This is a genomic window from Streptomyces sp. NPDC002004, assembly GCF_053593975.1.
The window spans coordinates 303,239-326,726 of record NZ_JBSFDP010000006.1 but is presented as its reverse complement, the minus strand read 5'-3'; the positions used below and the strand labels follow the sequence as shown (position 1 = coordinate 326,726).

Annotated in this window: 14 protein-coding genes and 2 pseudogenes; 11 read left to right on the top strand and 5 right to left on the bottom strand. The window is 73.1% G+C overall.

Annotated features, from left to right (window positions below; genetic code table 11):
- Nucleotides 1-158: 158 nt before the first annotated feature.
- Nucleotides 159-1,706, bottom strand: coding sequence for an alpha/beta hydrolase (locus ACWCP6_RS13540; protein WP_450932550.1), 1,548 nt, complete (start codon nt 1,704-1,706; stop codon nt 159-161).
- A gap of 148 nt (nt 1,707-1,854) precedes the next feature.
- On the bottom strand, nt 1,855-4,620 hold the full coding sequence (locus ACWCP6_RS13535) for a lysylphosphatidylglycerol synthase domain-containing protein (RefSeq protein ID WP_450932549.1): 2,766 nt from the start codon (nt 4,618-4,620) through the stop codon (nt 1,855-1,857).
- A 161-nt stretch (nt 4,621-4,781) separates the two neighbouring features.
- On the opposite strand from ACWCP6_RS13535, the gene ACWCP6_RS13530 reads away from it, so the two are divergent.
- The 5 genes from ACWCP6_RS13530 to nudC all read left to right on the top strand — a co-directional run bounded on the left by ACWCP6_RS13530 (nt 4,782) and on the right by nudC (nt 15,385).
- Complete coding sequence (locus ACWCP6_RS13530) at nt 4,782-5,159, top strand: MGMT family protein (protein WP_450932584.1); 378 nt, start codon at nt 4,782-4,784, stop codon at nt 5,157-5,159.
- Nucleotides 5,160-5,506: 347 nt separating this feature from the next.
- Nucleotides 5,507-8,974, top strand: a complete 3,468-nt coding sequence (locus ACWCP6_RS13525) for an ATP-dependent helicase (protein ID WP_450932548.1) — start codon at nt 5,507-5,509, stop codon at nt 8,972-8,974.
- Between the two features lie 203 nt (nt 8,975-9,177).
- Entirely contained in the window at nt 9,178-12,867 is a 3,690-nt protein-coding gene (locus tag ACWCP6_RS13520; protein WP_450932547.1) for an ATP-dependent helicase, read from the top strand.
- 10 nt (nt 12,868-12,877) lie between these two features.
- A complete protein-coding gene (locus ACWCP6_RS13515; protein WP_450932546.1) occupies nt 12,878-14,281 on the top strand; it encodes a dipeptidase in 1,404 nt (467 codons plus the stop codon).
- A 153-nt stretch (nt 14,282-14,434) separates the two neighbouring features.
- A complete protein-coding gene (gene nudC / locus ACWCP6_RS13510; RefSeq protein WP_450932545.1) occupies nt 14,435-15,385 on the top strand; it encodes an NAD(+) diphosphatase in 951 nt (316 codons plus the stop codon).
- 27 nt (nt 15,386-15,412) lie between these two features.
- Here nudC and ACWCP6_RS13505 read toward each other — a convergent pair whose 3' ends face one another.
- Nucleotides 15,413-15,655, bottom strand: coding sequence for a mycoredoxin (locus ACWCP6_RS13505; protein WP_061924256.1), 243 nt, complete (start codon nt 15,653-15,655; stop codon nt 15,413-15,415).
- Between the two features lie 167 nt (nt 15,656-15,822).
- Here ACWCP6_RS13505 and ACWCP6_RS13500 point away from each other — a divergent pair.
- From ACWCP6_RS13500 to ACWCP6_RS13480, 5 genes and pseudogenes are all read left to right on the top strand, one after another.
- A pseudogene (locus ACWCP6_RS13500) lies at nt 15,823-18,115 on the top strand (ATP-dependent DNA helicase UvrD2).
- A 161-nt stretch (nt 18,116-18,276) separates the two neighbouring features.
- On the top strand, nt 18,277-18,600 hold the full coding sequence (locus ACWCP6_RS13495; protein ID WP_450932544.1) for a hypothetical protein: 324 nt from the start codon (nt 18,277-18,279) through the stop codon (nt 18,598-18,600).
- Between the two features lie 173 nt (nt 18,601-18,773).
- Nucleotides 18,774-19,139 (top strand): WhiB family transcriptional regulator, encoded by a 366-nt coding sequence (locus tag ACWCP6_RS13490; protein WP_450932543.1) that lies wholly within the window; start codon nt 18,774-18,776, stop codon nt 19,137-19,139.
- The gene (locus ACWCP6_RS13485; RefSeq protein WP_450932542.1) at nt 19,136-19,459 is read left to right on the top strand and encodes a hypothetical protein; all 324 of its coding nucleotides are present in this window, start codon (nt 19,136-19,138) and stop codon (nt 19,457-19,459) included. Before ACWCP6_RS13490 ends, ACWCP6_RS13485 begins: the two co-directional genes overlap by 4 nt.
- 130 nt (nt 19,460-19,589) lie before the next feature.
- Nucleotides 19,590-19,790 (top strand): hypothetical protein, encoded by a 201-nt coding sequence (locus ACWCP6_RS13480; RefSeq protein WP_450932541.1) that lies wholly within the window; start codon nt 19,590-19,592, stop codon nt 19,788-19,790.
- A 57-nt stretch (nt 19,791-19,847) separates the two neighbouring features.
- Here ACWCP6_RS13480 and ACWCP6_RS13475 read toward each other — a convergent pair whose 3' ends face one another.
- A complete protein-coding gene (locus ACWCP6_RS13475; protein WP_450932540.1) occupies nt 19,848-21,236 on the bottom strand; it encodes an ABC1 kinase family protein in 1,389 nt (462 codons plus the stop codon).
- 5 nt (nt 21,237-21,241) lie between these two features.
- Nucleotides 21,242-22,494: pseudogene (locus ACWCP6_RS13470) on the bottom strand (ThiF family adenylyltransferase); the annotation flags it as partial.
- A gap of 310 nt (nt 22,495-22,804) precedes the next feature.
- Between ACWCP6_RS13470 and ACWCP6_RS13465 the strand changes: the two are divergent.
- The gene (locus tag ACWCP6_RS13465) at nt 22,805-23,431 is read left to right on the top strand and encodes a M48 metallopeptidase family protein (protein ID WP_450932539.1); all 627 of its coding nucleotides are present in this window, start codon (nt 22,805-22,807) and stop codon (nt 23,429-23,431) included.
- Nucleotides 23,432-23,488 lie beyond the last annotated feature (57 nt).

The window sequence follows — 23,488 nt, the reverse complement described above, 5'->3', positions numbered from 1 at the left end:
GCGGTCAGCGGCCCTTCTGCCGAAAGGCCCCGCTCGCTCCACGCGAGCGGGGCCTTCGCCGTATCCACGCCGTGTCCGGCCCCGTCGCCGGGCCACGTCGTATCCGCCGCCGCGCTCACGCTGCGTCCTGCCCGCCGCCGGGCCGCGGCACGCCCGCCTCAGGAACAGACCGTGCCCTCCGGCGGCAGTTTCCCGTCGAGCAGATAGCCGTCCACGGCATCGCGTACGCACTTGTTGCCGCTGTCGTACGACCCGTGGCCCTGGCCCTTGTACGTGAGCTCGACGCCGACGCCCTTGCCCAGTGCGTCCGCCATCCTCCGGGCGCCCGCGTACGGCGTGGCCGGATCGCCGGTGTTGCCGACGACGAGGATCGGCTTTGACCCGGGGGCGCTCACCTCCGGGCGGTCGGACCGGCCGGGCACCGCCCAGTCCGTGCAGCTGAGCATGCCCCAGGCGAGGTATTCGCCGAACAGCGGCGACGCCTTGCGGAACTCCGGGAGCTTCGCCTCGACGTCCGCGGGCGTGTAGCGAGCCTTGTCGTCGGCGCAGTTGACCGCGATGTTCGCCGCCTGGAGGTTGCTGTAGTGCCCGTCCTGGTTCCGGCCGTTCAAGGAGTCGGACAGCAGCATCAGGACCTTGCCGTCGCCGTCGTACGCCTGCTCGAGGCCTTCGGTGAGGTACTCCCAGAAGTCCTTGGAGTAGAGGGACTGGGCGATGCCGTTGGTGGCGGCCGTCTGTGTCAGCTCGCGCGGGAAGAGACCCGGCAGAGGCTTCTTCTCCAGGTCCTTCAGCAGCTTCGCGATGCGGTTCTGGACGTCCTGCGGGGTGTCGCCGATGGGACACCCGTCGGGCTTGGACGTGCAGTCCTTGGCGAAGTTGTCGAGCGCGAGCTGGAACCCCTGCGCCTGGCCCAGCGCGGACTGCTCGGGGTCCTCCGTCGGGTCGACGACACCGTCGAAGACGGCCCGGCCGACGTGCTGGGGGAAGAGATGGGCGTAGACGCCGCCCAGCTCGGTGCCGTAGGAGATGCCGAAGTAGTGCAGCTTGTCGTCGCCGAGCACCTGCCGCATCAGATCCATGTCGCGGGCCGCGTCCTCGGTGCTCACATGGGGCAGCACGGAGCCGGAGTTCTTGCGGCAGGAGTCGTTGAACTGCTTCGTGTTGTCCAGGAACGTGTTTGCCTCGGCCTTGTCCTCCGGCGTGAAGTCCTGCTGGAAGTACTTGTCGAGCTGTTCGTCGTCCTCGCACTTCACACCGGCGCTGCGGCCCACACCGCGCGGGTCGAAGCTCACCAGGTCGTACCGGGTGCGCAGCTTCGCGTACTCGTCGCCGAAGGCGGGCAGCGTGGTGACGCCCGAACCGCCCGGGCCGCCGAAGTTGAAGATCAGGGAACCGATGCGCTGGTCCGGGGGGCCGCTCGTGCGGGCACGGACCAGCGCGATGTCGATCGTCTTCCCCTTGGGCTTGCTCCAGTCCAGCGGCGCCTTCATGGTCGCGCACTGCCACTCGGCGCCGCCGGGCAGCGGTGAGGGCGCGTCGCCTCCGCCCTCCGACTCGGAGGGCGGGGGACAGTCCTTCCAGTGCAGCTTCTGCGTCGTCAGGTCCCCGTCCCCCTTGTCGTCGCTGCCGCACGCGGCGAGCGGAGCGGACAGCAGGACGACGGAGGCGGCCAGCGCGGCGGCGCGCAGACGGGACGGAGTCGGCATGCCTCCATCGTGCGGCGGGTGGCTCCGGCCCGCCCGGGGGGAGGGCTGTGCGGGTGAAGTGCGCAGCCGTCCGCGGCGCGCCTCCGCGGCAACGCGCCTGTGCGTGCCGGGTGATCGCTGCGGGGCGCCCCCGCGTGCCGGGTGATCGCTACAAAGCGCCCTTGCGTGTCAGGTGGTTGAAGAACAGCCACCCCGGGAGCACCGGCAGCCACAGTGTCAGCAGCCGGTAGAGGAGCACCGCCGGCGCGGCGACCTCCTTGGGGAGGCCCACCGCGATCAGACCGACCGTGAGGGTGGCCTCGACGGCGCCCACGCCGCCCGGGGTCGGTGCGGCCGAACCGAGCGCGTTGCCCGCGAGGAACACCACCGCCACGCTGGCGAGGCTCAGCGTCGTCGTCCCGCCGCCGAACGCGCGGATCGACGCGTCCAGGCACATCACGAAGCAGGCGGTGAGCAGCAGGATGCCGCCGATGCCGGTGACCAGCTTCTGCGGCCGCTGGAGGACGTCGAGCATGCGCGGGATGACGCCCGCGAACAGCGACCGCACTCGGGTGACGACGAACTTCCGCAGGAACGGGATCGACGTCATCACCAGCACGAGCACCGCGACGGTCAGCAGCCCGGCGATGACCGTGCGGGACGGCGACAGCGACGGGGTCTTCTCGGTGCCGGTCAGATAGCCGAAGGCCAGCAGCAGCAGGATGTGGCTGCCGAGTCCGAACAGCTGCGAGGCGCCCACGCTGGCCACCGCGAGCCCCGGGCGCACCCCGGACCGCTGGAGGAAGCGCGTGTTGAGGGCCACCCCGCCGACGGCCGCAGGCGCCACGATCTTCACGAACGACCCGGCGACCTGCGCGGCCACCGTCTGCACGAAGGACAGCCGCTCCGGCACGAACCCCATGAGGCTCATCGCCGCGGCCACGTAGCTCAGCGCCGAGAACGCCACGGCCGCGGCGACCCAGCCCCACTGGGCCTGCGCGAACAGCCTGCCGAACTCGATGTGGGTGAGCTGCGACAGCAGGAAATAGGCGCCGATCGCACCCGCGATGAAGCTGATCAGCGTGCGCGGCCTGATGCGCTCCAGACGCGCCGGTTCCACCGGTGCCTGGGGCCTGATCCGCAGCACCTGGTGGCGGATCTGGGTGAGCAGGTCCTCCTCGCGCGCGCCCTCCAGGGCCTCGTCGAGTGCCCGCTTCTCCGCCTGCTTCTCGGCCCGCTCGGCCTTCTTGTCGCGGTGCTTCTCGGCCTCGGCCACCTCCAGGCGGGCCTGCCTGCTGAGCCGGGACGCCTCCAGGACCGCTTCCCGCTCGCGGTGCGCGCGCTCCCGGGCCAGCTTGCGCAGCGTCGCGCGCGTGGAGCGGGTCAGGGCGATCGGCTGGAGCAGCGGCAGACAGTCCGCTACCGCGTCGGGGCCGAGCACGGCCACCGCCGATGCCACCGACCGCTCGGCGCCGACCCGCAGGCCCAGCGTCGCGAGGAGCTGTGCGATGTCCATCCGGAGGATGAGATCGCCGGCGGCGATCTCGCCGCCGCGCAGATCGGTGAGGATCACCGTGCCGGAACGATCCACCAGGATCGCGTCGCCCGCCAGCCTCCGGTGCGCGATGCGTCGCGACTGGAGCGCCTGCACCTGCCGCCAGGTGCCGTGCAGCAGCTCGTCGGTGATCTCCTCGTCCTCCAGCGCGTCCAGGGAGCGGCCGCCGGTGTGCTCGTACACGAGCATCACGGCGTCAGGACCGAGCTCGGAGGTCGCGATCAGCTTCGGCGCGTTGGCCCCGGCCGCGATGGCCGCGTAGGCGAGCAGCGCCTCCTGTTCGAGCGCCTGGCGCAGGGACACCAGGCTGCGCGGGGTGGTGATCGCGCGCAGCGTCAGCCGGCGCCAGACCCGGTAGAAGAACCCCTGCGCCTGCTGCTCGCGGTCGACGACCGTGACGTCCAGCGGGGGGCCGTCCTCCAGCGTGACGAAGTAGCGCCTGCCCCGGTCGCCGTTCTCGGAGCTGTCCGGGGAGAACTCGGAGCGGGCCGCGCTGACCGGATGGAAGCCGACGCGGCGGAGCCCCGCGAGCAGCGTCCGCCCGGTGGGGCGTACGTTCGGTGAGCCCACCGCGTACAGCGTTCCGTACGCGACGGCCCAGCCGATGAGGATCGTCAGGACGATCGAGAACGGCGTCGTGTATCCGGTGACCAGCATCGCGAACGCGTCGAGCAGCAGGACCACCCACAGCGCCACCCGCCAGCGGGGTCTGCGGGACATGCCGACGGCCGTCATATAGGCGATGACGGGGGCGAGATAGCCGTGCACCGGGTCGGTGAGGGCGTGGATGTCGCCCGGGGACGGCCGCGTCAGCGCGTCCTGGATGGACGCGGGGGCGCCCTCGGCGACCCACAGGTCCGTCGCGAGGGTCACCCCGTGGGCGAGGACGGCCGCCAGCACGCCGTCGGCGATGCGCAGCCCGTCCCGTTTGATCAGCCGCTCGACGGCGAACGCCACGGGGACGAGGAGCACCGCGATGCTCGACGCCAGGCCCGCGAACCGGATCAGCAGGTCGGGTGCCTGGCCGGTGCCCGCCGAGATGTCCTGCTCCAGGCCCGAGGTCGTACCGTGCGCGAACGCGGCGATCATCAGCAGCACGGCGATCGCGAGCATGCCGACCAGGAACCGCATCAGATCGGAGGGCCGGTGCACCCGCGCGGGGAGCAGGGGCTCGTCGCCCTCGACCTCCTCCGGGTGACCGTTGTCCCGGCAGCCGGTGCCCTCGTCCTCGTCGGCCTCGGCGAGGTCCCGGTGGTCCCCCGTCGGCTCATGCTCGCCGACGTCACCGGTGTCCGGGCGCGACGCGGCGCCAGAGGTGCCCGCCGTCCCGCCGGGGTGCACGCCCTGCTGCTCAGTCGTCTCTTCTTGGTCTCGTATCACCAGTCACCGCCCGCACGATGGTGGCATGCCCTGCCGACAGACGGGGTCATCAGGGTGCAATGCGGGGCCGCACAGTCTGCCTCAACCGCCGCGGCAAGGCGATGCGAGCGCTCCGTACCGGCCGGGTCACGCTGTCGGTGGTGTGCGGCAGGATGGGACGGATGAGCGAGGAGAGCGGTGCGCAGTACGCGGATGACGTCCCCGGCGCGGCTGCCCTGCCGGAGTACGCCGAGCGCGTCCTGGAGGTCGCGGAGCTGATCCCGCAGGGCCGCGTGATGACGTACGGGGACGTCGCGGAGTGGCTGGGGGAGGGCGGGCCGCGTCAGGTCGGCCGGGTGATGGCCCTCTACGGCGGTGCGGTGCCGTGGTGGCGCGTGGTCCGCGCCGACGGGGTGCTGCTGCCCGGGCACGAGGTGCGCGCGCTGGACCACTACCACGCGGAGGGGACGCCGCTGCGCGAGGCGGGGCGCGCCGCGGACGGCCATGTGCCGCGCCTGGACATGCGACGCGCGCGCTGGGACGGCGAGGAGCGCGCCTAGCCGTGTGCGCGGTGCTGTGCGGCGGCGTCGGGGTCGGTCGATGGGCAGCGGACTCACACCAGCAAGCTTCCGCCATCGGGGGGCCGGATGGGGGACAGGTGGCCCGTACGGGGGAACACGGGCACTTCCGTGACGTCCGACACGTCTGTGATGCCGGTGCTCGGCGGGAGACCCGGGATCCGCGGGAGTCCCCGGGACGGCCGCAGCGGCGGGAACGAGGGGAAGCGCCCCTGCCATCGGACCGCCTGGCGTAGCGTCGAGCGCGCGCATCCCCGTCACCCCGCGGCCACCGCCCCGCCCGGACGGCTGCCCGACACCCCGTACACCCACCAGGACCGGCGAACCACGTGAGCTCCTCTTCCTCCACCCGCCGCCTGTCGCACCGTCCGGTACGACAGGGGGACCCCGGTGCGTACCGGCTCGTCCGTACCGCGCCGGTCCCGGTGGAGCCCCCTCGTCTGGACGCACCACAGCGCACGGTGGTTGACCACGCGGACGGTCCGCTTCTGGTTCTGGCGGGTCCGGGCACGGGCAAGACGACGACCCTGGTGGAAGCCGTCGCCGAACGCGTCGGGCGGGGCACGGACCCCGCGCGGGTCCTGGTCCTCACCTTCAGCCGCAAGGCGGCGGTGGAGCTGCGCGACCGCATGGCACGCCGCATGGGCGCCGCGCGCGCCCCGCAGGCGACCACGTTCCACTCCTACTGCTACGCGCTCGTGCGCGCCCACCAGGACGCCACGCTGTTCACGGAGCCCCTCCGGCTGCTCTCCGGACCCGAACAGGACGTCGCCGTCCGCGAGCTCCTCGCCGGCCAGATCGACCTCGAACGGGACGGACGCGGGCATGTCCGCTGGCCCGACGAGCTGCGCGCCTGCCTGACCACGCGGGGCTTCGCCGACGAGGTCCGCGCGGTCCTCGCCCGCAGCCGGGAGCTGGGCCTGGGCCCCGGCTCCCTGACGTCCTTCGCCGCCCGCATCGGCCGCCCCGACTGGGGCGCCGCGGCCGCCTTCCTCGCCGAGTACCTGGACGTCCTCGACATGCAGGGCGTGCTCGACTACGCGGAGCTGGTGCACCGCGCCGTCCTGCTCGCCCGCCGGCCCGAGGTCGCCGCGCAGCTGGCGGCCCGGTACGACGCCGTGTTCGTGGACGAGTACCAGGACACCGATCCGGCGCAGGTGCGGCTGCTGCACGCCCTCGCCGGAGGCGGCCGCACGCTCGTCGCCTTCGGCGACCCGGACCAGTCGATCTACGCGTTCCGGGGCGCCGACGTCAACGGCATCCTCGACTTCCCGGACGCCTTCCCGCGCTCCGACGGCCGCCCCGCGCGTGTGGAGGTCCTGCGGACGTCGCGCAGGTCCGCCGCCGACGTCCTGACGGCGACCAGGCTGCTCACCCGGCGCATGCCGCTCACCCGGCTCCCGGCCGCCAAGGTGCGCGCCCACCGCGACCTCACCCCCGTGGACGAAGGCGGCCGCGTCGAGGTCTTCACGTACCCCACGGCGGGCGCGGAACTCGACAACATCGCCGACATCCTGCGCCGCGCCCATCTCGAGGACGGCGTCCCCTGGGGCGACATGGCCGTCCTCGTCCGGGCCGGCACCCGCACCATCCCCGCGCTGCGGCGTGCCCTGACGGCCGCCGGTGTGCCGCTGGACATAGCCGGTGACGACCTTCCCCTGCGCCAGGAGCCCGCGGTCCAGCCGCTCCTGAAGGCCCTGGGCGCGGTGGCGAGGGCGACCCTGGGGGAGGCACCCCTGGGGGAGGGGACGGCACCCGAGGAGGCCGTCCGTGAGGAGGCCGTGTCCGAGGAGACCCCCGCCGAGGGGTCCGCGCCCGTCGGCGAGGAGCTCTCGCCCGTTGCCGAGGGGTCGTCCTCACCTGCCGCCGTCGACGAGGGGTCCTCACCTGCCGCCGAGCCCACGGCGTCCGCCCCGCAGCGGCCGTGGCTCGACACCGAGACCGCGCTGACGCTCCTCGCCTCGCCCCTCGCGGGCATGGACACCGCGGATCTGCGCCGCCTCGGACGCGCGCTGCGCGAGGAGGAGCGGGCCGCAGGCAACCCGCTGCCGCCGCCCTCCGACGAACTGCTGGCGCGCGCCCTGGCCGAGCCCGAGCGGCTCGTCGCGCACGACCCGGCGTACGCCCGGGGCGCCCAGCGCCTCGGCGCACTGCTGCGCAAGGCCTGCGAGCGCCTCGCCGGAGGCGGCACCGCCGAAGAGGCCCTGTGGGAGCTCTGGGACGGCACCGGGTGGCCCCAGCGCCTGGCCCGTGCGGCCCGCCGCGGCGGCGCCGCGGGCCGCAACGCCGACCGCGACCTCGATGCCGTGTGCGCACTCTTCGAGACCGCGGCCCGCGCCGAGGAACGCACCGGCGGCCGGGGCGCCCTCAACTTCCTGGCCGAGATCGAGGCGCAGGACATCGCCGCCGACACGCTCACCCGCAGGGCCGTGCGCCCCGACGCCGTACGTCTGATGACCGCGCACCGCTCCAAGGGTCTTCAATGGCGGCTCGTCGTGGTCGCCGGCGTGCAGGAAGGGCTGTGGCCCGACCTGCGCCGCCGCGGCTCCCTGCTGGAGGCGGACCGCATCGGGCGCGACGGCCTCGCCGAACCGCTCACGCCGGGCGCGCTTCTCGCCGAGGAGCGCCGCCTGTTCTACGTGGCCGCCACCCGCGCGCGGGAGCGCCTCGTCGTCACCGCGGTCAAGGCACCCGCCGACGACGGCGACCAGCCGTCCAGGTTCCTCACCGAGCTCGGCGTGGAGCCCAGGGACGTCACGGCCCGCCCCCGCCGCCCCTTGTCGGTGGCCGCGCTGGTCGCCGAACTGCGGGCCACGACCGTCGACCCCCGTGTCTCCGACGCCCTCCGGACCGCCGCCGCGCACCGTCTCGCCCGGCTCGCCGCCCTGGACGACGGGGACGGCCGCCCGCTCGTGCCCGCGGCGCACCCGTACCGGTGGTGGGGCATGGACGACCCCACGGAGAGCAGGGTCCCCCTGCGGGACCGCGACAAGCCCGTCGTGCTCTCCGGAAGCGCCCTCGACCAGCTCGCCGGCACGTGCGCGCTGCAGTGGTTCCTCGGCCGCGAGGTGAAGGCCGACGCGCCGGCCACGGCCGCCCAGGGGTTCGGCAACGTCGTGCACGTCCTCGCCGACGAGGTCGCCTCCGGCCGCACCCCGGCCGACCTCGCCGTCCTCATGGAGCGCCTCGACTCCGTCTGGGACGCGCTCGCCTTCGACGCGCCCTGGAAGTCGCAGCAGGAGAAGGAGCACGCGCGCGTGGCGCTCGAACGCTTCCTCCAGTGGCACGTCATGGACCGTGCGGGCCGCACCCCGGTGGCGAGCGAGCACGACTTCGACGTGACGCTCCGAGCGGGCTCCTTCGACGTACGCATCCGCGGCTCCATGGACCGCGTCGAGCGGGACGCCGAGGGCCGCGCCTACGTCGTCGACTTCAAGACCGGAAAACAGGCTCCGAGTGCTGCCGACGTGGCCCGGCACCCGCAGCTCGCCGTCTACCAGCTCGCCGTGCGCGAAGGCGCGGTCGACGAGGCCTTCGGGGGCGTACGCCCCGAGACCGGTGGCGCCGAGCTGGTGCACCTGCGGCAGGGCGCCGCCAAGAAGGACGGCGGCGAGGACCTGCCCAGAACGCAGGCCCAGGACCCGCAGTCGGGGGAGTGGATCGGCGACCTGCTGGCCACGGCCGCGGGCAAGGTCCTCGACGAGCGGTTCACCCCGACCACGGGCCAGCACTGCACCCACTGCGCCTTCCGTGCGTCGTGCAGCGCACGGCCCGAGGGGCGGCACGTGGTGGAGTAGCCGGGGCACGGGCGGCAGGCGCCGGGAGGACCCGGCCCGGCGGCGGTGGGCGGGAGGACCCGGCCCGGCGGCGGACCGGCCGGGGGAAAGGCCGCGGCGACGGCGGAAGAGCCAGGGTGCCGGGCGGACCGGCCGGGAGGGACCCGTCACAGGACCGCCCGGGGCGGACCCGGCTGTCGGTGGCCGCCGCTAGGGTCTTCCGGGTGACCGCTCGCATCACCGACCCCGAACAGCTCAAGGAGCTGCTCGGCATCCCGTTCACCCCGGAGCAGACGGCCTGCATCATCGCGCCGCCCGCCCCGCAGGTCATCGTGGCCGGAGCCGGGTCCGGGAAGACGACGGTCATGGCGGCGCGCGTGGTGTGGCTGGTCGGCACCGGCCAGGTCGCGCCCGAACAGGTCCTCGGCCTGACGTTCACCAACAAGGCGGCGGGCGAGCTGGCGGAGCGCGTACGCAAGGCGCTGATCAAGGCGGGCGTCACCGACCCCGATGTGATCGACCCGGACAACCCCCCGGGCGAGCCCGTCATCTCCACGTACCACTCCTTCGCGGGCCGCCTCCTCACCGACCACGGGCTGCGCATCGGCCTGGAGCCCACCGCCCGGCTCCTCGCCGACGCCACCCGCTTCCAGCTCGCCGCACGCGTCCTGCAGGACGCCCCCGGCCCCTACCCGGCGCTCACCCGCTCCTTCCCTGACCTGGTCGGCGATCTGCTCGCGCTGGACGGCGAGCTCGCCGAACACCTCGTACGCCCCGAGGAACTGCGCGCGTACGACGCCGGGCTGCTCACCGCGCTCCAGGGCGCGAAGCTCAGCAACGCCGATCTGCGCCGGGTCCCGGAGACCGCCGCCGCCCGGCGTGAGCTGGCCGGCCTGGTGGACCGCTACCGCACGGCGAAGCGCACCCGGGACCTCCTCGACTTCGGCGACCAGATCGCCCTGTCCGCCACCCTCGCCCGCACCCGGCCCGAGGTCGGCGCGATCCTGCGCGACGAGTTCCGTGTGGTCCTGCTCGACGAGTACCAGGACACCTCCGTCGCCCAGCGCATCCTCCTGGCGGGGCTCTTCGGGGCGGGCACCGGACACCCGGTCACCGCCGTCGGCGACCCCTGCCAGGCCATCTACGGCTGGCGCGGCGCCTCCGTCGCCAACCTGGACGACTTCCCCGACCACTTCGCGCACGGAGACGGCCGCCCTGCCGCACGCTTCGCCCTCAGCGAGAACCGCCGCAGCGGCGGCCGCCTCCTCGATCTCGCCAACGGCCTCGCCGAGCCCCTGCGCGCGATGCACGCGGGCGTGGAGGCGCTGCGACCCGCACCGGGCGCCGAACGCGACGGTACGGTCCGCTGCGCCCTGCTGCATACCCACGCGGAGGAGATCGACTGGATCGCCGACTCGCTGGCCCACCTGGTGCGCACCGGCACGCCGCCCGGCGAGATCGCCGTCCTGTGCCGCACCGCGACCGACTTCGCCCAGATCCAGGCCGCGCTGGTCGCCCGTGACGTGCCCGTCGAGGTCGTGGGCCTGTCCGGGCTTCTGCACCTGCCCGAGGTCGCCGACCTGGTCGCCGTCTGCGAGGTACTGCAGGACCCGGGCGCCAACGCCTCCCTGGTGCGGCTGCTCACCGGTCCGCGCTGGCGCATCGGCCCGCGCGACCTGGCCCTCCTGGGCCGCCGTGCCCGCCTCCTGGTGCGCCACGGCCACGAGCGGTCCGACGATCCCGACCGCAGGCTCGCCGAAGCCGTCGAGGGCGTGGACCCGGCCGAGGTGATCTCGCTCGCCGACGCGCTCGACACCTTCCTGGAATCCCCCTTCGACGCGGAGGCGGAGGACGACGGGCTGCCCTTCTCACCGGAGGCCCGCGTACGGTTCGCCCGCCTCGCCGCCGAACTGCGCGACCTGCGCCGCTCGCTCTCCGACCCGCTGATGGACGTACTGCATCGCGTCCTCGCCGTCACCGGCCTCGAAGTGGAACTGTCCGCGTCGCCGCACGCGCTGGCCGCGCGGCGACGCGAGACGCTCTCCAACTTCCTCGACATCGCCGCGTCCTTCGCCGCGAACGAGCACGAGGCCACCCTGCTGGCCTTCCTCGGCTTCCTGCGCACCGCCGCCCGGTACGAGAAGGGCCTCGACAACTCCCTCCCGGGCGGCGAGAACACCGTCAAGGTGCTGACCGCGCACAAGTCAAAGGGCCTGGAATGGGACGTCGTGGCCGTTCCCGGGCTGGTCACCGGCACCTTCCCCAGCGCCCAGGGGCGCGAGAAGTGGACCGCCCAGGGCAGGGTGCTGCCGCACGTGCTGCGCGGCGACGCCGCGACCCTCCCCGACGTCCAGGCCTGGGACGCCAAGGGTCTGAAGGCCTTCCACGAGGCGATGAAGGAGCACCAGCGCACCGAGGAGCTGCGCCTCGGATACGTCACGTTCACCCGCCCCCGCTCCCTGCTGCTCGGCTCCGGCCACTGGTGGGGTCCTTCGCAGAAGAAGCCGCGCGGCCCCTCCGACTTCCTCCGGGCCCTGTACGAGCACTGCGCCGCAGGACACGGCGAGATCGAGGTCTGGGCGGACGAGCCCGAGGACGGCGAGGAGAACCCGGCGCTGCTCGAATCCGCCGCCGAGCAGGCATGGCCGCTGCCGCTGGACGACGCGGCGACCGCGCGCAGGCGGGCGGCGGCGCGCACCGTGCTGGCACACCTGGAGCGCCTGACGGCGGAGCCGGCCGTGCCGCCCGGCAGGACGGCTGCGCACTTCGCGGGGTCCGCCGTTCATGTGCCGGCCGAGCCGTCCGAGGACCCCGAGTGGCCGCCACCACCGGAGGAGGACGAGGACCCGTACGGGGCGGACGTCCCGGACGACGCCCATCCCGAGGACGAGGGCTTCCTCGGCCGGGCCGCCCCTGCCGACGACGAGGCCTTCCTCGAAGCGGACGCCTTCCCTGAAGGGGACGCCTTCCCCGAAGGGGACGCGTTTCCCGGCGGTGACGTCTTCCCCGGCGGGGACGACCGAGCCTTCCTCGGCGACGCGGACACGATCCCCGACGACGCGTTCCCCGACGATCCCTTCACGGACGACGCGTTCCCCGACGATCCCTTCCTGGACGGAGCCGGCCGGCTGCCCGCGCGGGTGCCCGCACAGGCCGCACGCCTCACCCCCGAGGAGGCTCGCGCGGTCGCCTCCTGGGACCGCGACCTGGACGCCCTCACCGAGGAGCTGCTGAGCGCCCGCGCCACCGTCACGGACGTGCCGCTCCCGCCGTCCCTCACCGCATCGCAGCTGATGCACCTCGCAGCCGACCCCGACGGGTTCGCCCGGGACCTGGCGCGCCCCATGCCGCGCCCGCCGCAGCCGGCCGCGCGCCGCGGCACCCGTTTCCACGCCTGGGTGGAGGCCCGTTTCGAGGAGCTGCGCCTGCCCATGCTGGAGCCGGACGACCTGCCGGGCGCCGACGACACCGAGATCGCCGACGAGCGTGACCTGGAAGCCCTCAAGGACGCCTTCGAGCGCAGCCCGTACGCCCGACGCACCCCGCACCGGGTCGAGACCCCCTTCCAGATCGACATCGCGGGCCGGGTGGTGCGCGGCCGTATCGACGCCGTCTACCGGAACGGCGACGGCCCCGGCGCCACGTACGAGATCGTCGACTGGAAGACCGGCCGCACCACCAGCGCCGACCCCCTCCAGCTCGCGGTCTACCGCCTGGCATGGGCCGAGCAGCACGGGATCGACCCGGAGTCCGTGGACGCCGCGTTCCTCTTCGTGCGCAGCGGCGAGATCGTCCGCCCCCGGCGGCTCCCGGGCCGGGCGGAGCTGGAGCGCCTGCTGCTGGAGGACCCCGCGGACCCGGCCCGCGACGGGCTCGGGGAACCGCCGGACCGGACCGCGCCGGTGGGCCGATAGGGTCATGCGCATGAGCGAGACCCCGGACAGCGTCGTCCGCACGTACATCGAGCACCACCGCTCCGCGTTCCTCGACGACCTCGTGGAATGGCTGCGCATCCCGTCCGTGTCGGCCCAGCCGGACCATGCCGGGGACGTACGGCGCAGCGCCGACTGGCTCGCCGCCAAGCTCAAGGAGACGGGCTTCCCGACCGCGGAGGTCTGGGAGACGCCGGGTGCCCCGGCCGTGTTCGCCGCATGGCCGTCCGACGACCCGCAGGCGCCCACCGTGCTCGTGTACGGGCACCACGACGTGCAGCCCGCCGCCCGCGAGGACGGCTGGCACAGCGATCCCTTCGAGCCGGTCCTGCGCGACAACCGCCTCTACGCGCGCGGGGCCGCCGACGACAAGGGCCAGGTCTTCTTCCACACCCTCGGTGTCCGGGCCCATCTCGCCGCCACCGGCCGCACCGCCCCCGCGGTCAACCTCAAGCTGATCGTCGAGGGCGAGGAGGAGTCCGGCTCCGCGCACTTCCGGGCCCTCGTCGAGGAGCACCGGGACCGGCTGGCCGCCGACGCGGTGATCGTCTCGGACACGGGCATGTGGTCCGAGGACACCCCCACGGTGTGCACGGGCATGCGCGGCCTGGCCGACTGCGAGATCGAGCTGTACGGCCCCGACCAGGACATCCACTCCGGATCCTTCGGCGGCGCCGTGCCGAATCCGGCGACCGCGGCCGCCCGCCTCGTCGCCGCGCTGCACGACGAGCACGCGCGCGTGGCGATACCCGGCTTCTACGAGGGCATCGTCGAGCTCACCGAACAGGAGCGGGAGCTCTTCGCCGAGCTGCCCTTCGACGAGGCCCAGTGGCTGCGCACGGCCAAGTCGTACGCCGCGCACGGGGAGGCCGGACACACCACCCTGGAGCGCATCTGGGCCCGCCCGACCGCCGAGGTCAACGGCATCGGCGGTGGCTACCAGGGCCCCGGAGGCAAGACGATCATCCCGTCGTCCGCCATGCTGAAGCTCTCCTTCCGCCTGGTCGCCGGCCAGGACCCGGACCGCATCGAGGCGGCCGTCCGCGCGTGGGTGGCCGAGCAGCTGCCCGCGGGCATCCGGCACACGATCACCTTCGGCGCCGCCACCCGCCCCTGCCTGACGCCGCTGGACCATCCGGCGCTGCAGTCGGTGGCCCGCGCCATGGGACGGGCCTTCGGACAGAAGATCCGCTTCACCCGCGAGGGTGGCTCCGGGCCCGCCGCCGACCTCCAGGACGTGCTCGGTGCGCCCGTCCTGTTCCTGGGCATCTCGGTCCCGTCCGACGGCTGGCACGCCCCCGACGAGAAGGTGGAACTCGACCTCCTCCTCAAGGGTGTGGAGACCACCGCCCATCTGTGGGGCGACCTCGCGGAACACTGGCGCCGTGCGTCCTGACCCGTGGACGGTGTCCGGGGCCTTCCGCGGACCGATGCACACTGAAGGGGCCGTCCCGGACGGGCCGGGCCCGCCACCGCTCGCAGACCTGCCGGACACCCTGCTGAACCGCCCGCCGAAACAACCATTGCACCGGGGGAGTTGGAAGCACCCGTGACCATCTGGACCGACCGCACCGCCGACCGGCCGATCTCGCTGACCGCGCCGAGCGGCATCGACCGTGCGGCCCACCACCGCCTCGACGAGGCATGGCTGGCCGCAGCCTGGAGCCACCCCAGCACGCGGGTGTTCGTGGTCTCCGGCGGCCAAGTGCTCATCGACGAGACACCCGACGGCACGACCGAACTGGTGATGACGCCCTCGTTCGAGGCCCCGCTCACCGAGTCGCACCGGTACTTCCTGGGCACCGACGAGGACGGTGTCAGCTACTTCGCGCTCCAGAAGGACTCCCTGCCGGGCCGTATGGACCAGTCCGCGCGGCCCGCGGGCCTGCGCGAGGCGGGGCTGCTGCTCTCGCCCCGGCACGCCGGCCTGATGGTGCACGCGGTCGCCCTGGAGAACTGGCAGCGGCTGCACCGCTTCTGCTCGCGCTGCGGCGAGCGCACCGTCATCGCGGCGGCGGGGCACATCCGCCGCTGCCCGGCCTGCGGGGCCGAGCACTACCCGCGCACCGACCCGGCCGTGATCATGCTGGTCACGGACGACGAGGACAGGGCGCTGCTGGGCCGCCAGATGCACTGGCCGGAGGGCCGCTTCTCGACGCTCGCGGGCTTCGTCGAGCCGGGCGAGTCCATCGAGCACTCGGTGCGTCGTGAGGTGTGGGAGGAGGCGGGCGTCACTGTCGGCGACGTGGAGTACGTGGCCAGCCAGCCGTGGCCGTTCCCGTCGAGCCTCATGCTGGGCTTCATGGCGCGCGCCACCTCGTCGGAGATCAACGTGGACGGCGAGGAGATCTCCGAGGCCCGCTGGTTCTCCCGCGACGACCTGCGGGCCGCGTTCGAGTCCGGGGAGGTACTGCCCCCCTACGGGATCTCGATCGCAGCCCGGCTGATCGAACTCTGGTACGGCAAGCCCCTGCCGAGGCCCGGGACCGCCGCCGCGTGACGGCGCGGCCCCACGGGCCCTCGGTGCTTACGCGGCGAGCTTCTGCTTGACCTGCGCGAGCGACGGGTTGGTGAGCGTCGAACCGTCGGCGAAGCGCACGGTGGGAACCGTCTGGTTCCCGCCGTTCGCCTTCTCGACGAACGCCGCGGACTCGGGGTCCTGCTCGATGTTGATCTCCGTGTACGCGATGCCCTCACGGTCCAGCTGGCTCTTCAGCCGGCGGCAGTAGCCGCACCACGTCGTGCTGTACATCGTCACAGTGCCCTGCATCTGTCTCGCGCTCCTTCTCGTCGCCGGGGGTGCGTGGTCGCTAAGGGACGAACGTACGCGACGGTGCCGCCATTCCCGCACGAGCGCCCTCGTGGCGGGAGACACCTGCCGGCCGGACCTGCCGGCCGGACGTGGCCGGGGACACATCCTCCGTATTCGTACGACCAATGGCGTCCCCCTGTGGACAACGCGGCTCACGCGCCCCCGGGGACCTGGCAGCATGGCGGGGTGACACCAGCAACGCACTCCACCCTCTTCCCGCAGCACTCCGGCGCCGGGCCGTCCGCGGCCGTGCCGCAGGGCGCCGACGCGGTGCTCGAAGGGCTCGACCCGGAGCAGCGCGAGGTGGCGACCGCGCTGCACGGCCCGGTGTGCGTCCTGGCCGGGGCCGGCACGGGCAAGACCCGCGCGATCACCCACCGGATCGCGTACGGCGTCCACGCGGGCATCCTCCAGCCGCACAGCGTGCTGGCCGTCACGTTCACCAACCGCGCCGCGGGCGAGATGCGCGGCCGGCTCCGCGGACTCGGCGTGTCCGGGGTGCAGGCCCGCACCTTCCACGCGGCCGCGCTGCGGCAGCTCCAGTACTTCTGGCCGAAGGCCGTGGGCGGAGGCCTGCCGCGGATCGTCGACCGCAAGATCCAGATCGTCGCCGACGCCGCGGCGGCCTGCCGCATCCGCCTCGACCGGAACGAGCTGCGGGACGCCGCCGCCGAGATCGAATGGTGCAAGGTCACCCAGACCGTTCCCGCCGACTATCCGGCGGCCGCCGCCAAGGCGGGCCGTGATGTCCCCCGCGACCCCGCCGAGCTCTCCCAGCTCTACGCCACCTACGAGGACCTCAAGCGGGAGCGCTCCGTCATCGACTTCGAGGACGTGCTGCTGCTGACGGTCGGCGTCCTCCAGGAGCGGCACGACATCGCCGAGCAGGTCCGCGCCCAGTACCAGCACTTCGTGGTCGACGAGTACCAGGACGTCAGCCCCCTCCAGCAGCGCCTGCTGGACCTGTGGCTGGGGGACCGGGACAGCCTGTGCGTCGTGGGCGACGCCAGCCAGACGATCTACTCCTTCACCGGCGCGACCCCGGACCATCTGCTCGACTTCCGCACCCGCCATCCGGGAGCCACGGTCGTCAAGCTGGTCCGCGACTACCGCTCGTCCCCCCAGGTCGTCCATCTGGCCAACGGTCTGCTCGCCCAGGCCCGGGGCCGCGCCGCCGACCACCGCCTGGAGCTGGTCTCGCAGCGCGACCCGGGCCCCGAGCCCCTCTACACCGAGTACGCCGACGAGCCCGCCGAGGCCGAGGGCACCGCGCGCCGCATCCGCGACCTCATGGCGGCCGGCGTCCCGGCCAGCGAGATCGCGGTCCTCTTCCGGACGAACGCCCAGTCCGAGACGTACGAGCAGGCACTCGCCGACGCCGGAGTGCCGTACCAGCTGCGCGGCGCCGAGCGGTTCTTCGAGCGCACCGAGGTGCGCGAGGCCGGCGCGGCTCTGCGCGGCGCGGCCCGCTTCGGCGGCAACGACGCGCTCCTCGACGACGCCGTCGACCTGCCCTCGCAGGTGCGCGCCGTGCTGTCCACCAAGGGCTGGACGCCCCAGCCCCCCGCCGGCTCCGGTGCGGTCCGCGACCGCTGGGAGTCGCTCGCCGCCCTGGTGCGCCTCGCCGAGGAGTTCGCCGGGGCCCGCCCCGCCGCGACCCTCGCGGATCTGGTGGCCGAGCTCGACGAGCGGGCGAGCGCCCAGCACGCCCCCACCGTCGAAGGCGTCACGCTCGCCTCCCTGCACGCCGCCAAGGGCCTGGAGTGGGACGCCGTCTTCGTGGTCGGCGTCGCCGAGGGCATGATGCCCATCACCTACGCCAGGACCGACGAGCAGGTCGAGGAGGAGCGCCGTCTCCTCTACGTCGGAGTCACCCGCGCCCGCCGGCACCTCCATGTCTCCTGGGCACTGTCCCGCTCGCCGGGCGGGCGGGCGTCGCGCAGGGCCAGCCGTTTCCTCGACGGTCTGCGGCCGGGCTCCTCCGGGACGGGAGCGGCCCGCGCCGCGGGCGGCCTCGGCGGTATCGAGCGCGGCACCGGAAGCGGCGGGAGCGGCATCGACAGGCCGGTGCGACGGACCAGCCGGACCCCTGCCCGGTGCCGGGTGTGCGGCCGCACCCTGACGGACGCGGGCGAGATGAAACTGATGCGCTGTGAGGACTGCCCCTCCGACATGGACGAAGGCCTCTACGAGCGGCTGCGGGACTGGCGTGCGGAGCGCGCACGGGAGCTGCGGCAGCCCGAGTTCTGCGTCTTCACGGACAAGACGCTGATGGCCATCGCGGAGACCGTGCCCACCACGACCGCCGAACTCTCCCGCATCTCCGGCGTCATCAGCCGCAAGCTCCACCGCTACGGAACCGATGTGCTCGCCATCTGTGCAGGTGAGGAGCTTGGGGGAAGCGCCGAAGGTGACTGATACAAATTCGTCGAAAAAATAGTTTGCGCATGCCCCAGCAACCCCCATAGGTTCTAGGTCACGGGAACAGCGGCTTCTTCGAAGCCCTGGCTCCGTGCTGTACTTGAAACCGTCGGACCGGTTCGCCCGGTCCCCAGAGACGCCGAGAGGAGGCGATTCCAGTGATCAGCATCAAGACCAGCTCCATCCGCACCGCCAAAATGACCGATCGCTCGGTCGTCGCTTCCTGCCTGCTCGGTTTCTCGAACCTGGGCACCGGTATGTCCGGCATTCCTGCCGCGCGTCCGGAGTCCTTCCTGTCTCTCGCCGGCCTCCCGGTCAGTGAGCGCAATGAGCGACCGACCCAGGCACCGGAAGCAGTAGTGACGGCACAGGCACAGGCCTATGCCCTCGCGGCGGCCGGTGCCGGATCCCGGAAGCAGACGACGCACCACCACACGATGTGGGCCTTCCGTGGGCTCGAACCCTGGAGTGATCCAGCCTGATCGACGATCAGGCCGGCGCCTTCAGGGCCGCGGAACCCCATCCGGGATCCGCGGCCCTTCTGTTTTCCCTGAACGGGGATGACGGACCGAAGGGGCCTCGGGACTGGCAAGACCCCGGTACCAGCCGCCACCCGGCCAACAGGCCGGAACGACCAGACGAGGAAGACGACACCGTGCAACTCGAAGCGCACGCCCCGTCCGTACCGCCTTCAGACACGTTCCCCCCGCCCGGCTCCACGGAGGACTCCTTGACCCCCCTCACCGCGCTCACCGCGCTCGACGACGCCATCGAGAACCTCGGCGTACCCGTCCCCTGCCGTTCCTACGACCCGGAGGTCTTCTTCGCCGAGTCGCCGGCCGACGTCGAGTACGCCAAGTCGCTCTGCCGCACCTGCCCGCTGGTCGAGGCCTGCCTCGCCGGGGCCAAGGAGCGCCGTGAGCCCTGGGGCGTCTGGGGTGGCGAGCTCTTCGTCCAGGGTGTCGTCGTTGCCCGCAAGCGGCCGCGTGGTCGCCCGCGCAAGAACCCGGTCGCCGCATGAACGCCGCAGGAACGATCGATCGCCCCCTCACGCACGACCCCAAGAAGCAGGCCCCGATGACGACGTCCGCCAGCGAGCCCATCGGCTCCGCGATCCCAGACTTCACCACCCTCGGCGCAACCGACTCGCGCCAGAACAGGACCCGAGAAATGCAACTCATCCCAGAAGCCCTGGCTCGTGCCCATATGCATGAGCGGCTGCGCGAGGCCGAGGCCCACCGCTCGGCCGAGCGGCTGGCCGTCGCCCGGAGGATGCAGCGCCGCGCCGAACGCGCGTCGCTCCGCGCCCGCCGTGCCCTGGCCATGGCCGTTATGCACTGATCGTCGGCGCACCGCCGCGGTCACCGCACGCAGCACCCTTCCTTTCACCCCGCGGGGGCCGGTCGAACGGACCGGCCCCCGCGGTGCGTTGTGCCCGGCGATCCGCCGGTATCGGCGGTATCGTCAACAGGTGGAACGGCAGACACAAGAATCTGCACAGCGGCCCGAGGCCGAGGTCAGGGTGTGCGCCCGCTGCGGGGCGGTCGCCGACGAGCCCCAGCCCACCTGGACCTGCTCCGTGGAGAACGGCGAGCGCCAGTACTTCTGCGACGCCTGTGCGCGCGCCAACATCAGAGCCATCGAGGGGCGGCTCGACTCCTCCTGGTGGTGACGGCCCGTGCCGACCGGCACCGGCACCGGCCCCGCGGCGGGCCGGCGCCGGAGGGCGTCACGCGCCGGCCGCGGACTCCTCCTCGGCCGGCAGCAGGTCCTGCCCCGCGCCGTCCTCGTCGCCCTCACCGGGCACGAACCCGGGCAGCCACGTCTCCAGCTCGTCCCGGAGCCGCACCCGCGCACCCAGCTGGCAGAGCACCCCGATCGTGCTCAGCGTCACCCGGTGGATCAGCAGATAGGCAGGCGGCAGATTGAGCCGTTTGCCCAACTGGTGGGCGGGGGAGCGGGGGTCCGCCACCCGTGCCGCCTGGCTGCGCATCCAGCCCCGGGTGAACGTGAACTCCTCCGCCTCGGCGGGCTCGATGATCGGCAGCAGATAGTCCAGGACCGCATCCGGGTCGAGGTCGATCTCCTCCTTCACGAACCCTTCGGCGCACAGCAGCTCGTAGACCGCGGCGGCCTCGCCGTCGAGCGTCATCCGCAGGGAGCTCCCGATCGTCCCGGGCAGCCCGCCCGGCAGCCGGTCGACGGTGCCGAAGTCCAGCACCCCGAGCTTCCAGCCGTCCCCGTCGGGCAGCAGCCGGAAGTTGCCGGGATGCGGATCCGCGTGCAGCAGACCGGTGCGGGCAGGGCCCGAGAACAGGAAGCGTGCCAGCAGCTGGCCCGCCCGATCCCGCTGCTCGCGGGTGCCGTCGGCGATCACCTCCGACAGCGGGACCCCGTCGATCCACTCGGTGACCAGTACCTGGTCGCACTGGTGCACCACATCGGGGACGAGTACATCGGGGTCGTCCGCGAACTCCTCCGCGTGCACCCGCTGGGCCTGCGCCTCCAGGCCGTAGTCCAGCTCCTCGGACACCCGGTCGCGCAGCTCGGCGATCAGGGGCTTGATGTCCATGCCGGGGATCAGCGGGCCCAGCAGCCGGGCGAAGCGACTCAGCTGGCCCAGGTCGGAGAGCAGCGCGTCGCCCGCCCCGGGGTACTGCACCTTGACCGCGACCTCGCGCCCGTCGTGCCACACCGCACGGTGCACCTGCCCGATCGACGCGGCGGCCGCCGGTTTGTCCTCGAACTCCTCGAACAGCTCGCGCCAGTCCTCGCCGAGCCGCTCCGCCAGCACCGCGTGCACGGTCCGCGTGGGCATGGGAGGCGCGGCGTCCTGAAGCTTCGTCAGCGCGGCACGGTAGGGGCCGGCGACCTCTTCGGGCAGGGCCGACTCGAAGACGGACAGGGCCTGCCCGAACTTCATCGCTCCGCCCTTGAGTTCGCCGAGCACCTTGAACAGCTGCTCAGCCGTGCGCTGTTGGAGCTCCCGTCCGACGATCTCCGCCGACTTGCCCCCGATCCGCTTGCCGAGCCCCCAGGTCGCGCGTCCGGCGATGCCGAGCGGCAACGCGGCCAGTTTGGCGGTACGGGTGACCGCTTTCCGGGGAAGATCAGACATGCGCCCCTCCAAGTCCCAGACAGCCGTGTGGTGTGTGCCTCATGGGCATTGCCTCGTCGACGGCGGGTTACGCGGACATTGTCTCCTGCACTTGCGGCTCTGCGGAGGTGAGTTCGCCCTTACTTCGCCGGGCGGCGCCGCAGCGGCACGCGGGATGCGGCCACACCGGCCGGGCGTGCCAGCCGAGCCAGGGCAGTGAGGCCTCCCAGCGGGCGCCGGCGCTCGACGGCACCTCACCGTCCAGGTGCGCCAGCGCATGCCCCGCCGCGAGACCGGCGACCGCGGCAGCCAGGGCCAGGTCGCACGCGGGCACCGGATTCCGGCGGCCCGAGCGCCACTGCGCCACCAGCCGGGGCCATGCGGGGTCCCGCTCCGCACGTCCCTGCGCCAGGCAGCCGGCACACGCCGTGCCTCCGGGCAGCACCAAGGGGCCCACGAATCCTGTGCCCTCGATCACACCCGCGTACAGATGGGGTGTTCCGGATGCGATGAGCCGCTCGGACGTGAACGGGTCGGGTGCGTAGGCGTCGAGGCCGTCGCGCGGGGCGAGGACGACCAGGCGGAGGCCCGGCTCCTGCGGAGGCTCCACCGACGGGCGGGACCGCCGCTGGGCGCGGGGGGACGCGGCCGGCCGCTGTCGTACCGCCCGCTGCCGGCGGGTCCGGTCAGGTGCCGCACGTCGGACGGCACACCCGGCGGCCTCGGCCCGGCGCGCGCCGACGGAATCGGCCGGCACCCCGCCCGGCGCCACGTCCCACGGCTCCACGCAGCCGCCGTCCATCACATCGACATGACCGACCCCCGCTCCCGACAGCACGGACGCGACCATCGCGCCGACCCTCCCCGCGCCCCGTACCTGTACGCGCATTTCGCGGCGCGCGGCCAGGTGTCGTATTCCGCCGCCCGGTTCGCGGACGGTGACGGAGAGGGATGCCAGGTCGGGGCGCAACCGGTCCAGGGCCCCGGCGCGTTTGCGCAAGGCTTCGGCCGCCGCACCCCCTCCCGTGGCGTCGTCCAGCAGTCCCGCACCGGCCAGGCGCTCCACCAGCCCGTCCACATGGCCCTCCGGCAGTCCCATGCGCCGCCCCTCCTCCCGCAGCAGCGGCAGCCCGCGGGTGCCGTCGAGGAGCGTCAGGAAGCTTCCCGTCGCCGTGTCCACGGGGCCCAGCACCACGGCATGGGCCGGTGCCACACCGAACTGCACGGTGTTGAGGTCGCGCCAGCCGCGCCGCAGCGCGGGCTTCAGCATCGGATGCATCAGTGTCCCCCGTACTCCTCGGGCGCCGGGGCGCCCGTGTCCGTCCGTAGTGCTGTCGGCGCCGAAGGCCCCGTTCGTCCGTGTCCCACGGCCGCCCGAGTGCCCGGGACCGCCGACTGAGCGGTGCCGTCTGCCGGGCCCCGACCGCTCCGCCGATCGGTGTCCAGATTGCCCTCCCCGCTCCCGCTCCGCAGAAAGTTGTCCACAGGGCACCTGATTTGTCGTACAAATCAGGTGCGCAGGGTGGGGATCGGGCGCGAACCGTCCCGGAGGCGGGACTTCCCCCACGTCCAGCGGGTAACGTCGGGGCGTGCCCGCCGACCCCCTGCACCGCGCCGCAAACCCACAGCGCCGCACGACGAGCCAGCCGCCCAGCGGCTCGGGGACGAGCGCGATCGAGGTCCGCAGGAGCGCCCGACGTCGTAGAACGGTCTCCGCGTACCGCGAGGGCGACCGCACCATCGTGCTGATCCCTGCCCGGATGTCCGAGGCCGAGGAGCAGCGCTGGGTGAACGTCATGCTCGACAAGCTGGCGGCCCAGGAGAGCAAGCGGGTGCTCGGCGACACCGAGCTGTCCGAGCGGGCCCGGCGGCTGTCGGAGCAGTACCTCGACGGGCGGGCGCGCCCCACGTCGGTCCGCTGGGTGACGAACCAGAACACCCGCTGGGGTTCGTGCACTCCGTCGGAGGGCAGCATCCGGCTTTCGCACCGTCTTCAGGGCATGCCCGAGTACGTCGTCGACTACGTCCTCGTCCACGAGCTTGCGCATTTGCTCGTGCCCGGTCACGGCCCACGGTTCTGGCGGCTCCTGGAGGCCTATCCGCGCACGGAGCGTGCGCGGGGCTACCTCGAAGGTGTGGTCGCGGTCGACCGGTTGCCCCATTTGCCCGCCGCCGGCGGCCGTGAGCCGGGTTCGCTGTCGACCGGAAGCCGCTGATTCTGTACCGGCTCTGTACCGGCTGCGCCCAGTGTCCGCGCCAGCCGTTAGCCTGGC

Excerpts from the sequence above, each read along its gene's own strand:
- ACWCP6_RS13540 (WP_450932550.1), bottom strand. The coding sequence starts at position 1,706 with ATGCCGACTCCGTCCCGTCTGCGCGCCGCCGCGCTGGCCGCCTCCGTC.
- ACWCP6_RS13530 (WP_450932584.1), top strand. The coding sequence starts at position 4,782 with ATGAGCGAGGAGAGCGGTGCGCAGTACGCGGATGACGTCCCCGGCGCG.
- ACWCP6_RS13515 (WP_450932546.1), top strand. The coding sequence starts at position 12,878 with ATGAGCGAGACCCCGGACAGCGTCGTCCGCACGTACATCGAGCACCAC.
- ACWCP6_RS13505 (WP_061924256.1), bottom strand. The coding sequence starts at position 15,655 with ATGCAGGGCACTGTGACGATGTACAGCACGACGTGGTGCGGCTACTGC.
- ACWCP6_RS13485 (WP_450932542.1), top strand. The coding sequence starts at position 19,136 with ATGAACGCCGCAGGAACGATCGATCGCCCCCTCACGCACGACCCCAAG.
- ACWCP6_RS13475 (WP_450932540.1), bottom strand. The coding sequence starts at position 21,236 with ATGTCTGATCTTCCCCGGAAAGCGGTCACCCGTACCGCCAAACTGGCC.